This window comes from Casimicrobium huifangae (assembly GCF_009746125.1).
Classification (GTDB): Bacteria; Pseudomonadota; Gammaproteobacteria; order Burkholderiales; family Casimicrobiaceae; genus Casimicrobium; species Casimicrobium huifangae.
The window spans coordinates 2,306,509-2,319,511 of the sequence record NZ_CP041352.1 but is presented as its reverse complement, the minus strand read 5'-3'; the positions used below and the strand labels follow the sequence as shown (position 1 = coordinate 2,319,511).

Annotated in this window: 12 protein-coding genes; 1 reads left to right on the top strand and 11 read right to left on the bottom strand. The window is 59.2% G+C overall.

The window, feature by feature from the left end; all coding sequences use genetic code 11:
* Positions 1-2: 2 nt before the first annotated feature.
* The 11 genes from FKL89_RS10560 to cmk form a co-directional block, all read right to left on the bottom strand.
* Positions 3-611: a pilus assembly PilX family protein gene (locus FKL89_RS10560; protein ID WP_156862718.1), complete on the bottom strand. Its 609-nt coding sequence runs from the start codon at positions 609-611 to the stop codon at positions 3-5.
* A 14-nt stretch (positions 612-625) separates the two neighbouring features.
* A complete protein-coding gene (locus tag FKL89_RS10555) occupies positions 626-1,732 on the bottom strand; it encodes a PilW family protein (RefSeq protein ID WP_156864656.1) in 1,107 nt (368 codons plus the stop codon).
* Positions 1,729-2,163 carry a type IV pilus modification protein PilV gene (gene pilV, locus FKL89_RS10550; RefSeq protein ID WP_156862717.1) on the bottom strand — a complete coding sequence of 145 codons (435 nt, stop codon included), beginning with the start codon at positions 2,161-2,163 and terminating at the stop codon, positions 1,729-1,731. The genes FKL89_RS10555 and pilV overlap by 4 nt, the downstream gene beginning before the upstream one ends.
* Positions 2,164-2,173: 10 nt before the next feature.
* Positions 2,174-2,752: a pilus assembly FimT family protein gene (locus tag FKL89_RS10545; RefSeq protein ID WP_238363317.1), complete on the bottom strand. Its 579-nt coding sequence runs from the start codon at positions 2,750-2,752 to the stop codon at positions 2,174-2,176.
* Between the two features lie 208 nt (positions 2,753-2,960).
* Complete coding sequence (locus FKL89_RS10540; RefSeq protein WP_156862716.1) at positions 2,961-4,355, bottom strand: hypothetical protein; 1,395 nt, start codon at positions 4,353-4,355, stop codon at positions 2,961-2,963.
* Between the two features lie 143 nt (positions 4,356-4,498).
* The gene (gene radA, locus FKL89_RS10535) at positions 4,499-5,875 is read right to left on the bottom strand and encodes a DNA repair protein RadA (protein ID WP_156862715.1); all 1,377 of its coding nucleotides are present in this window, start codon (positions 5,873-5,875) and stop codon (positions 4,499-4,501) included.
* Between the two features lie 130 nt (positions 5,876-6,005).
* Positions 6,006-7,343, bottom strand: coding sequence for a UDP-glucose dehydrogenase family protein (locus tag FKL89_RS10530; RefSeq protein ID WP_156862714.1), 1,338 nt, complete (start codon positions 7,341-7,343; stop codon positions 6,006-6,008).
* Positions 7,344-7,398: 55 nt separating this feature from the next.
* The gene (locus FKL89_RS10525) at positions 7,399-8,559 is read right to left on the bottom strand and encodes a lipopolysaccharide assembly protein LapB (RefSeq protein ID WP_156862713.1); all 1,161 of its coding nucleotides are present in this window, start codon (positions 8,557-8,559) and stop codon (positions 7,399-7,401) included.
* Positions 8,560-8,639: 80 nt separating this feature from the next.
* Positions 8,640-8,969, bottom strand: a complete 330-nt coding sequence (locus FKL89_RS10520) for an integration host factor subunit beta (RefSeq protein ID WP_156862712.1) — start codon at positions 8,967-8,969, stop codon at positions 8,640-8,642.
* A 66-nt stretch (positions 8,970-9,035) separates the two neighbouring features.
* Positions 9,036-10,733, bottom strand: coding sequence for a 30S ribosomal protein S1 (gene rpsA, locus FKL89_RS10515; RefSeq protein WP_156862711.1), 1,698 nt, complete (start codon positions 10,731-10,733; stop codon positions 9,036-9,038).
* 240 nt (positions 10,734-10,973) lie between these two features.
* A complete protein-coding gene (gene cmk, locus FKL89_RS10510) occupies positions 10,974-11,729 on the bottom strand; it encodes a (d)CMP kinase (protein ID WP_156862710.1) in 756 nt (251 codons plus the stop codon).
* 1,053 nt (positions 11,730-12,782) lie between these two features.
* Here cmk and FKL89_RS20355 point away from each other — a divergent pair.
* Positions 12,783-12,977, top strand: a complete 195-nt coding sequence (locus FKL89_RS20355; protein ID WP_238363316.1) for a hypothetical protein — start codon at positions 12,783-12,785, stop codon at positions 12,975-12,977.
* Positions 12,978-13,003: the final 26 nt, after the last annotated feature.

Here is a 13,003-nt window from a genome sequence, read left to right as displayed (position 1 = left end):
ACTTAACTCCCGGTCGAAACAGGCATACGAGAGAGCACGTGCGTGTAGACAGCGTTCTCATCACGCCCGCCCGCGCCACGTGCAGTCACACGAAAGACTTGAAACTTTGTTGTTGTTGATATCCCCATGTCCGGGAACCGATCAACGACATAGGCCGGCTGGGCCTTTACTCGCGTCAGAGTATCTGTATTGCCGTCAGAAGTACCGAGCAAAAGTGCCAGTGTCCCGGAGACCCAATTAGTGCTCGCCTCGACCCAAGACAGCGCGGTAAAGCCGTCTGCAGTGCCACTCGAGTACAACAAACTGCCATCACGCACTTTACTTGCGGTGCTGGTTGCCTCAAAGTCGGGGCGCAAGAGATATTCTTTGCCGTCGCTCAGCGCGGCTTCTGATGAAGCCAACGCAACCGCTCTGTCATAGAACACGCCGGATATACGCTCCTGTATGTTCGCCGAACGCATGGACGACGCACCAAGCGCGGCGATTACGACTAGTAGAAGAACGACAGTGATTAGCACCAAGCCTCCTTGCCGGTGCTTATCCAGCTCGGCCGAGTGCTGAAAACAGCGCTTCATTTTTGATGAAGTGATAGGATCGGTCGGCATCGACATACAAGCCTCAGATATCAAATCGCGGGAGAGCGACCACGGATGGCCACGGTAAATACATGCGCCTTGCGCATGCGTCGATCGGTTGCGGTGTTGTTCGCATCGTATCGCCCTGCCGCTCCATTCCAGACAAAATTCACGCCCGCATTTGCGGCGTTTTCGGACACATTGTCATCGGCACTTCGAACGACCAACCCTACTTTAACGGCGCGAACGGCTTTCCATTCACCGCCGCCGGCCACGTCCGCAGCTGTCTTGTAGGTCAGATAGTTGGCCCCAGTGTCTACGCCGTAGAGAAAATTCAACTGCTCGACGTTCGCGGCTAACGGTTGTGCCGGGTTGGTCGTGTCGTCAGGCGACAGCAGATAAAGCGTCGGCGGATCGCCGCTCTTCTGACCTAGAAAAAAGACCGACGACTGCAACGACATCAACGTGGAGCCCTGCGCAAAGAGCGTGTACGCCCAAATTGGATCACCAAGCGATACATTGTCACCAGCGGCAGGATCGTGTGCGATGTCATCGCGAGGGCCATCCTGATCCGCGCGCATCAGCGTCATTGCGTCGCAGTTGGAGAGCAGCAAAGGCTGACCGTTCTTGACCGGGATTTTCCTGTTTAGTATCAACTTGTCGATACCTGTCGTCATCGATGAAGACAGGTATGCCAACGGTTGCCCGTAACTGACGCTAAGATACTCGGTCCCGGGCACCAAATTCACAGTCGATTGCAATGGTGCGACCGTTGTCGAAGTAGATGCGCCTCCCCGGACGTCATAGTCCTCCCCAAGCTTCGGTGAGGTTCCATCCATCGGAATCGGATATTTATTGGTCTGCGACACAGGCAGTCTCGCAGTGAGGCCGAACTTGTCACCCGCTCCCGTACTAGTTACAGGCTTCCACCGAAAACATCCAAAGTAGCCTGCCTTGCGAATCTCGCGAGACATGTCCTCTTCGATCGCCCGAAGAACTTCGTCAATCCCTGAGGTGTTGTCCTGAACGCGAAAGGTCTGTTTTGTGGAAACGTAGAGCCCGCCGATTGCGGCGAGGATGAGCAACGCTAACACCATTGCTACCATCAGCTCGACTAACGTGAAACCCCGAACGCGCGACGACGCTGGCGATCTCATAGGCGCGTCTCCAGGCGAAACTGCTGTGCCATCTGCCCTTGGGTACCGCGAGAGTCGTTCCACTCAACTGTGATGATTGCCCGTTTCCAGTAGGAGTCGATGTCCACGCCGCCCTTGCCTCCGGGCAGCTCGCAGGCGATCTGATTTTGCCAACGCTTAACTGGCTGTACCGCCACCGCGCTGCAACTACCGGTTGCGACTGAGGACGTGAAATCCGCGCCTCCCTTTACTGCTTGGGTACGGTCGGCTCTCAAGCTGTCAGCCATCGCGGTTGCCAAACTCGCCGCCCGAAAGCGGTTATTGGCACTGCCCGTATCCTTAAGTGCGCTAACTTGCATTCCAGCAGCACCAAGCGCGCCAATAGAAAGAATGACAATGCTGATCAAAACCTCAAGCATTGAAAACCCGGACTGTCTGGGAGACACAGTCATTGTCTTTTACCTAAATTGATTTCGTGAAGGCGTTGACACGTACACGTCCAACAACGTCTACAACGATTTCACGGCAATTGTTGGTCGGCAGGACAGCACTTGGGGCGCACAGCGGCAAGCTCGCATTGCCCTTTGCGCCCGATGAAGTAATTGGACGGCCTTGCGCATCAAAGAGAAAGCTAGGAGCGGAAGATGCGCCGTCGGAGGATATTGCAGGCCACGCCAGAGACAGACTAGATGGTGTAGTTCCGACAAACAATTTCTCGGAAGTTCGGACGTCAGTGCCGCCCCCAACGGTATCTCCGGCGACGAATTTACCCTTCTGCAAGGGATCGACAAAAACCTCGTACCCTGACATCCAGTCCCCCGCTACCGGTGGGGCGAAAGTTACGACCACTCCGCGAGCGATTGCTTCAGCTCGTGCTCTAGCTACGGCACCGCGGAGGTCTAGAGCAGTGCTTTCGAACGCATTTCGAACCAGAAACTGTCTTAACGAAGGCGTGGCAACTGCAGCGAGAATAGCAATCACTGCCACCGTAACCATCAATTCGATAATGGTAAATCCGCGGCAACGATCGGTAGTGAGCACGCCAAATTTGGAGGGTTGATGATGCATGAACGGCTATATCGGCAGAGCTTGCGTCTTAGACAACAGTTCTAAGCAAAACCACAGGTTTGCCGCAGTTCTTTGAGTTTGACAAGTGTATTGTGCTAACGAGTCGACATACTGCCCAGGCGACGTGCGGCAAATATGATGCGACGGGCGGACCCTGCCTAGGCTAATAAAAAACCTAGTACTAGTTGCTGGCCTCATTGGTAACGTCGAGCATAGTTTTCAACTGCCAGTCTTCTCCGATTTCCGCTGCCACCGCAACCACCCAGCACGCGCCGTCAACGTAGTACTGCGACACTCCGGTTGGTTCGCTCTGTCCGAACGGCGACAGTATCTGCGTAACGTCCTTTTTCTGGTAGGTGATGATGGGGCTATGGTTGCCAAGGTCTTCTGACTGAGCGATTCGGGCCTCTGCGAAATTGCACAGCACTTCGCAGCCAGCCATGACCACGCCATCGTTGTCCTCAAGCCAGCGGATCGCTCCTACGGTCCACGGCTCAGCGTCGCTACCACGAAGGCAGATCAGCGTCCCTACCGACAGCAGGGGCTGCGTCAGATCAAACCGCAATAGAAAACCGCCATCACTGTGATTGACGACGACGGCGGAGCAGGCGGTGTACCCCGGCGCACCCGGGCTGGTTTTGTACTGGGACTGCAGCGCACTCCAGCAGTCGATGAATCCAGCGACCACCTTGATGTTGTCCTGCCGTCCAACTCTCGGGATTGCGCGAGCGTTGCTGTAACCAAATTCCCGCATCGCCCGGCGCACGAAATCCTGCATTTCCTGCGTGGTCAGACCGACTTGTAGCGCCGATTGCAACAGCGATTCATACACATCGCTAGGCGCGTTACGCGATGGCGGGGTCGCCAACTCGCGAATCGTGAATGCCGCGTCCTGGGCGTTGATATAAAGTGGGGCGACTGGCTCCCACATGGCAGGCACGCGCGCAAAGGGCATCGGTGGTGCGTCGCTCATGAGGTCTGCGGCGGCGAGGCCAGAGCCGGCATGCGTTGGCGAGGCCATCGTGTAACTGCACGTTTTGGACAGTATGCCAACCAGCCGGACGGCAACAGGAAGACGTCCGGGCGCCAGCGACAGTGGATTGAGCCAGGCCATCAACCAAAGTTGCAGCGACTGCTGTTGCAGGCTCGCGCGAGCCTGCTTGTCGGTGAATCGCTCCGAAACGATGAAGCCGGTGAGGGCATACACGGCACGCCAAAAGCCGTGGGGCGGGGCGCAGTAACCAAGATTGCAGCCAGCATAAATGCGGGCGAGGATGCGAAGTGCAGTCTGAATGGCGGTTGTCGACAGCAATGTTGTTTTGTACAGCGCCATTGGATGGGATTGGCCCAGCCCGGCCTTATGCCACATCGTCTTGGCAAGGTGCAGGTAGCACTCCAGCGCTTGACGGGCGCCCACCGGCAGCGGGTGCGACGCATTCCAGTAGTGCGCTTCGAGTGAGTCCCAGAGCGGGTCGGCGAGCAGCTTCGTCGCCGTTTCAAAGTCGCCGGGCGTCAGCGCCTGCGTTGCATCGCGCAGCGGCTTTGCCAACTCTTCGATCTTGTTTGGTGGCGCCATATTGTGATGCGTTTACTGCGTACGGACTCTGATGAATGCTACTGCGAGGATACCCGGATAGGCAGTGGGAGTTATGCGTGAAACGATACCAACCAACCATTGAAGATGCGTTGACCTGTGTTTAACATAATATAAATTCCCAATCAATTGCGTGTACTTGTCGTACGTCCAGCGACCGATTCGATCGCAGCCGACACTTTGGTCACCGAATCAAGCAAGCCTTCCGCGGCCAGCTCTCTGGCCTGCCGATTCACCGGGGGGCCAACAACACGTGAGAACCCCAGCTTGGAGGCTTCACCAACTCGCAATGCACTGCCGACCACCGGACGAACTTCGCCGCCAAGGCCAACTTCGCCAAACACTGCCGTGCCGGCTGGTACGACAGATCCAGTCAACGAAGACCAAATGGCAACAACGATGGCGAGATCGGCGGCGGGTTCGTCAATCCGCAGGCCACCCACGACATTGATAAAGACGTCAAACCCACCCAGCTGACAGCCCAAATGCCGGTTCATTACCGCCAGAAGCATCGCCAGCCGCTGGCTATCGAAGCCCGTGCAAACGCGTCGCGGGTTGGCCGCCGCCCGGTCTACCAAGGCTTGGACTTGCACCAGCAGCGGGCGCGATCCCTCAATTGAGGCAAACACAACGTTGCCTGCTGCGATCTCATCTCCGCGAGCCAGGAACAACGCCGACGGATTGGCAACTTCGCGCAGGCCGTCCTCCAGCATCGCGAACACCCCAATTTCGTTGGCGGCACCAAAGCGATTTTTCAGCGCGCGAATGATGCGGAGATTCGATCCCGGCTCGCCTTCGAAGTAAATAACCGTATCGACCAGATGCTCAAGCACACGGGGGCCGGCAATCGAGCCTTCTTTGGTGACGTGTCCGACCAGCAAAGTGGCTACGCCATTGCGCTTGGCAAGACGGGTTAGCTCCGCAGCGCACTCGCGGACCTGAACGACAGAGCCCGGTGCTGATGAAAACGCCTCGCTGAACAGGGTCTGGATGGAGTCGATAACAACAACGTGCGGTCGACGAGCTTCGATGTGGGCGATGATGGCGTCCAATGACGTCTCGGCGACCATGACGATGCTTGACAGATCGAGCCCCAAGCGACTGGCTCGGGCAGCTACCTGGGCAACTGACTCCTCGCCGGACACGTACAGGGTGACGTGATTCCTGGCAAGCGAGGCAATCGCCTGCAAGGTCAGTGTCGACTTGCCGATACCTGGATCACCACCGATCAGCGTCACGCCGCCAGGTACCACGCCGCCACCGAGTGCGCGATCGAACTCAGAAAGGCCGGAGCTCCAGCGCAGTGTTGCTTCCTGGCGTACGTCGGAGAGCTTGATCGCGGAGGAAGCCGGTACCGGGCTGCCTCCCCTGGTGTGGCGTGGCGGCTGGCTGACCGCCTCTTCCAGCGTATTCCAGGCGCCACAGCCGGAGCACTGTCCCTGCCACTTTGCAGCAGCCGTTCCGCACTCGCGGCAGACATATTCCAGCTTTTGCTTGGCGATGATTAAACTCGATTATTCAATGGCTTGCGAGGACAATATCAGATATCACTCGAAAAGTATCGCGACTGCACAACGACCATGCGCGACCGATACGTTGGTAGTTTTGATGCAGCCCGCTACGCGTGCCCTGCTACGCGTGCTCGCGTCCGAAGGCGTGATAGTCCAATCCGGCGGCTCTCGCGGCTGCGACATTAAACACACTGCGCCCGTCAAACACCACCGGAGCGCGCATGAACCGGGCGACATCGGCTGGCGCCACCTGGCCGAACTCCTTCCATTCAGTGGCGATCAGCAGAACGTCGGCATCAGCCAACGCTTCCATCGCTGTCGATGCCACCGAGAAGTTGGTGTACTTCGCCAATTCGGCTGCGCCGGTTTCGCTCGCTTGCGGATCATAGGCGCGGACCGCAAAGCCTGCCTGAAGAAGGCGTTCAGCCATCAAAACGGCAGGTGCTTCACGAACGTCATCGGTGTCTGGCTTGAATGCCATACCCCACAGTGCCACGACGCAGCCAACAGGCGCTTTGCCGCGGGACTGGAACAGCGAAATGATGCGGTCTGCCATCGCCACCCGCTGGCGGATGTTGATTTCGGAGGCGGCGTCAGCGATACGCATGACGGTACCGGCCATTTCGCCCTGCTTCACCAGTGAGGTGACATCCTTTGGAAAGCAGGAACCGCCGTAGCCGCAGCCGGAATTGAGGAACTTGCGCCCTACCCGCTCGTCCAGCGACATTGCCTCGCGCACAGAGTCGATACAGGCGCCGGTGGCATCTGCGAGATTGGCCAGCTCGTTCATGAACGAAATTCGCACCGCCAGCATGGCGTTGGCGGCGTACTTGGCAAGTTCAGCCGATTCCACTGACATCACCAGCGTGCGGTCATTCCCCAGTTTGAGCGGTGCGTATACCTCACGCAATTGGGCTTCGGCCTTGGCGTCGGCTACCCCAAATACAGTCCGCTGCGGCTCCATGAAATCAGGCAATGCCCGCCCTTCGGCGAGAAACTCCGGGTTCGATGCCACGCGGAAACTCGCGCTGCGGCCGGCCTTGAGGGCCGCCGAACGCAGTTGAGCTGCGACTTTCTTGCCGGTGCCGACCGGCACTGTCGACTTGGTGACGATCAGCGCATCGTCGGGCGCGTTGGCGCCAATGGTGTCGGCGGCTGCGAGCAGATAGGACAGATCGCTCGACCCGTCGGCGAGCGGCGGGGTGCCTACCGCGAGGAATTGGACTTCGCCGTGCGCGGCGGCAACGGCCGGGTCGCTGGTGAAACGCAAGCGACCGCTGGCCAGTTCCCCAGTCAGCAACTCATCCATGCCGGGTTCGTAAAACGGCGTCTTGCCTTGAGCCAGCGCCGCAAGGCGACTAACGCTCAGCTCCGCGCAGACGACATCGTGACCAAGATTGGCCAGGCAACTGGCCTGAACGAGTCCGACGTAACCGGCACCGTATACGGAGATTTTCATTGGTAGAACTTATTGTTTTCGTTGAGTGTTGGAGAGGACGGGCGAACGCTGATGGTCATTGGCCTAGAGGGGTCGCACAAAAGCTCTCCCATTCGTTGCAGCCAGGGCATTTCCAGTAGTACCGGGGCGCGCGGAAGCCACAATGGGTGCAATGAAAACCGGGCGTCCGATCGGTTGCACGCAACAGCAATTGGGCGATCCCCTTCATCGTCTCGGCTGCTTCGCCATCGTAGCGGCTGCTCTCCAGTTCAAGCAGACGGCTGGCCTGGCGGGCTGACGGCTGCGCTGTCAATTCGCGCTTCAATCGGGCGACCGCAGCGTCGCGGCCCTCAATCTTGAGTGATGCGTCAACCAGCCTCGACAGGCCAAGCGAGGTCGGCGCTGCCTGCTGAGCCAGTGCCAGTTGCTCAACTCCCGTACCCGGTGAGCCAAGCGACTGGTAGAGATTCACAACGTCGTCAGCGACCAGCACTGACAAATCAGCGCGTGTACGCAAAATCTCCGCGAGCGCAGTCTTCGCCGCCTCACTGTTGCCGCGCTTGATTGCGCTACGGAATGCGATGAGCGGCACCCTGGCATTGTTGCGATTGTTTTCGCTAGCTGCCGCGAGATGCTGTGCAATCTGCTCGTCTTTGCCCTCGGCAAGCGCCACTTCCGCCAGCTCGCAGTGATACTGGGCAATGAACCGTCCCTGCGGTTCACCGCTGATGCGTTGGATGCGTTCGCGCGCCGCTATTGCACGTTGCCAGGCTTTCTCCTGCTCCAATACCGATGCCAGCCGGGTCACCGCCTCCGCCTCGAAGGAAGTTCCAGTCAGCTGCTCATAGACGGACTCGGCGCGATCAAAGAGGCCGGCCGCATGAAAGTCCTGAGCCAGCTCGAACAGTGCCAGCTCACGCTTCTCTTTTGGCAAGTCGTGGCGATCAACAAGCCCCTGGTGAATACCGGTCGCTTCGCCGATCCGGCCCTGTCGGCGAAACAGACTGCCCAACGCGAGCTGCAAATCGAGTGCATGTGGATCACGACGGGAGACATCGACAAAACTTTCCACTGCACGATCATGTTGTTCGCGCAGGAGAAAGTTGAGTCCCCGGAAATACGCCGAAGGCAGGGCACGGGCATCGCGCAGAACATAGCGAATGTCGACACGTGCGGCAAACCAGCCGAGCGCAAAGCAGCCCAACGGTACTAGCAGCCACCAGGCTTCAAAGTCCACCGGATGCTCCAGATTTCAGTAGGTGGGAGGAACAAGCGCGACCGAACTTGGGCGGTCCGCCCCTCAGGTCGGGTACGCGGCTAGACATTCACCGCTGGCGGAATGCCAAGACTGCCATCCGGAAGCGTGCCGAGCTGATCGACACGCTCGCGCAGCTCCTTGCCAGCCTTGAAGTGTGGAACGTGTTTGGCCGGGACGACCACCTGGTCTCCCGACTTCGGGTTACGTCCAACCCGTGGCGGGCGGTACGACAGCGCGAAGCTGCCGAAACCACGCACCTCAACCCGGGAACCCTCAGCGAGGGCGTCCCCGATGGCATCAAGAATCAGCCTCACCGCCAGTTCGGTGTCGCGCGCCATGAGGTGAGGGAAGCGCGCTGACAGGCGCGCTACCAGGCTTGATCGTGTCATGGCCTACCCCTCTCCTCTTCCGCGACGTGCTACCGCCGAACGCGTGTGCAAACTAAATGCTTGAGCCTATTCTGCCTTGTTGCCGTCCTGCTTCGCCTTCAGCAGCGCCCCGAGGCCAGCCAGACCGGCATTGCCTGCGTTGTCGTCACGCGAGTGCTGACGCACGGCTTCGGCTTCCTCGGCGGAATCCTTGGCCTTGATCGACAGGCTGATGTTGCGGGTCTTGCGATCGACATTGATGATCATCACTTCGACCGTATCGCCTTCCTTGACGTGGCTGCGGATGTCTTCGACGCGTTCACGCGAAACTTCCGAAGCACGCAGGTAGCCTTCGACGTCGTCGGCCAGCTGGATCACGGCGCCCTTCGGCTCCGCGCTCTTCACCGTGCCGGTCACGATGGCACCCTTGTCATTCAGGGCGATGTAGTTGTTGAACGGATCGCCGTCGAGCTGCTTGATGCCCAGCGAGATACGCTCACGCTCGACATCAATGCCGAGAACGGCAGCTTCCACTTCCTGGCCCTTCTTGAAGTCACGCACGGCTTGTTCGCCGGCGATCGTCCACGACAGGTCGGACAGATGGATGAGACCATCGATGCCACCCGGCAGGCCGATGAAGACGCCGAAGTCGGTGATCGACTTGATGGCACCGGAGACCTTGTCGCCCTTCTTGTAGTTGGCGGCAAATTCGTCCCACGGATTCGGTTGGCACTGTTTGATGCCAAGCGAGATGCGACGACGGTCTTCGTCGATTTCGAGGATCATCACTTCGACTTCGTCGCCGAGCGAGACGACCTTCGACGGGCTTACGTTCTTGTTGGTCCAGTCCATCTCGGACACGTGCACCAGGCCTTCGATGCCAGCGTCGATCTCAACGAATGCACCGTAGTCGGTGATGTTGGTGACCTTGCCGAACAGGCGGGTGCCCTGCGGGTAGCGGCGAGCCAGACCGACCCACGGATCGTCGCCCAGTTGCTTGAGGCCGAGCGAGACGCGATTCTTTTCCTGGTCGAACTTGAGCACTTTCGCCGTGACTTCCTGGCCAACGGTGAGGACTTCTGACGGATGCTTGACACGACGCCAGGCCAGATCGGTGATGTGCAGCAGGCCATCGATGCCACCGAGGTCCACGAACGCGCCGTAGTCGGTGATGTTCTTGACGGTACCGCTGACGGTGGCGCCTTCGGCCAGCGTCGACAGCAGCTTCTCGCGCTCAGCGCCCATCGACACTTCGAGCACGGCGCGGCGGCTGACCACCACGTTGTTGCGCTTCTTGTCGAGCTTGATGACCTTGAACTCGAGTTCCTTGCCTTCGTACGGCGAGGTGTCCTTGATCGGACGCATGTCAACCAGCGAGCCCGGCAGGAAGGCGCGTACGCCGTGCGTCATGACGGTCAGGCCGCCCTTGACCTTGCCGACCACCATGCCGGAGACGATGTCGCCCTGGTTCATGGCGTTCTCGAGGAAGTACCACGAGGCCAGACGCTTCGCCTTGTCGCGCGACAGGCGGGTTTCGCCGTAGCCGTTTTCCAGCGCCTCGATGGCGACCTGGATCAGATCGCCGGCCTTGACTTCAACTTCGCCGCGATCATTCTTGAATTCTTCGATCGGAACATAGGCCTCCGATTTCAGGCCGGCGTTGACGACAACAACGTTGTAGTCAACACGCACCACCTCGGCGGTGATGACTTCACCCAGACGCATTTCCTTGCGGGCAAGGCTTTCTTCAAATAGCTGGGCAAAGGATTCGTTTGCAGTAGACATTAAGAACTTTCGGTTTGCTCTCGCCACGGCACCATTGCCACGACATAGAGGTTAAGTGATTGAAAAACATGCTTTTCAGCCCCTGTGCCGGCGCGCAAGCGCACCGAAAACACAGGACAGCAGCCAAAAGCACGGCCGTAACGTTTTCGCTGAATCCCCTTGTACCGGCGCTGTTCAAGTTGCGATATTGCGAGTCACCAGCAGCCGCCGACCAACCAGAGTTGACCTACGGCGCGGTGCCTATCGCAACTGTCGCAACGCCCAGAGTGCCAGCACCGCGTCTACCGTCTGTTCAGGCCGGTGGGCGGCGTTGTCAATCACGATGGCGTCGGGCGCGGGCCGGAGCGGCGCAACTGCGCGGGTTTTATCCTGCGCGTCGCGCTGCCTGATCTGCGCTTCGACTGACCTCGCGAGCTCCGGGTCAACGTCTTGCTCAAGGGATTCGGGCGAACTTGCAATGTTAGCCGAATTTCCCTTTGCAATCAACTGTTTAGCTTGCGAATCGGCGGCATCCCGCTGGCGCTGTGCAGCGACCTGCCCAACGCGGCGCGCGGCCCGAACCTCGGCGGTAGTCGTGAGGTAGATCTTCAGCGCGGCGTCGGTGAACACCACGGTGCCCATATCTCGCCCGTCCGCAACCAATCCAGGTGCCTGGGCGAAGTCGCGTTGACGCTGCAGCAGCGCTGCCCTCACCTCGGGGATCGCCGACAGCGTTGACGCCGCCATACCGACCGCTTCCGAGCGCACCAAGGCGGTGGCATCGCGCCCATCAACCCACACTTGGGAGCCAACAAATTTCAGAGAAAGTGCCCGAGCTTGTTCTTCCAACACATTGATTTCATTGAATTCAATATTGCGGTCAAGACAGGCCAGTGCATGGGCACGATAAATCGCGCCGGAGTCGAGCAGATGAAATCCCAACGCTTCAGCGACGTGGCGGGCGACGGTACCCTTGCCCGACGCAACCGGGCCGTCGATCGTGATTACGGGAGTCATCACGCCAGTACACCTTGAGGCGGAGAACCACAACCGGATGCGGCACGGAGTGCAGTTTCAGCTGATAGTCGACTTCTTGCTACTTCGTTCACTACGCCCTTATCGGATGGGCCTTTCCATGGAAAGTTGATACTCAAAACTGGAGGGGCTCGCCTCTCCTTGCCGCCGCTTGCGTACGATTTTGTCGCCATGCAGCATTTTAGGCATCGGTGCCGGTCGCATCTGTGGCCAATCCGACGACGTCCGGCGTGAGGCCGACCGCTCATTGCGTCGCCCGTCGGCCGACCTGGTCTGGCGTCACTGTACCGGCGAGGCGTCGGAACAGAACGTGAGCTGACAGGAGCCGGAGATGGTTCGGCCATCGGGCCGCGTGATGCTGACATCGTCACCCGCCACCCTGCCCTCGCAGGCCGCAAGCGCCTCGGGTGGCGGAGCCCGTCGGACGGCCTGAGCGTTGGTCACTGCCTGGGTCGCCCGCGACGACAGCGATGCTGCAGGTAATGGCAGAGCCGGCAATAGCGGCGGTTCCTTCGTGCCTTCGTTCGTACGGGGGCAACCGGCGCCGCACAGAGGTCATTCGAGGAAACGGCGCCGGGTGACTGCAGCGCTGGGGGTAAGCTTCAGCGGCCACAGTTGAACTGCAGGCAGCACAAGTCAAGCCGCGATTTCCGCGACGTAAAGATTCGTTGACCCGAATAGAAAAACGCCCGGGCCAGCCGGGCGTTTTGCCAGTTTGCGTCGTGGGGTGTTTTTGTTTTTCGTGTTAGTTGTGGCGCTTGGCCAAAAAAAGCGAAGCGATATCAATAACTTAGAAAATCGTGCTTTTTTCGGTTTTTATGTTTTTCGTGCTATTTGTGGCGCTTGGCGTTTTTTCCGGGCGCCTGAACCAGGTATTTGCCGGTCTGCAATTCGCGCGGTCAAGACCGTGAATTGGGTTGTGGCGGCATCGAGCTGGCCCGTCGTTCTTGCCAGCGTTTCCTTCAGTCCGTCCCGCTCCTTCCGCAATCCGCTGACTTCGCCGGAAGCTTCGGCCAAGCTCGCCAAGGCTCTCTCGTGCGCCGGAAGGACCTCAGCGAGTTGCCCTCGCAGCGATTCCAGGTCGGTGGCAAGCTTGTCGCCGCGATGGTTGGCTCTCGCGGCCTGATCTTCCGCACGACGCTGCAGTTCGCGAGCGTCGGCGACCTGGAGCATGACGTGCTTCTGAACGCCCTCGAGACGCTCCGTACTTTCTCGCAGCTCAACGCGTAGCGACGCCTCTTTGAGGGTCGGCCGGG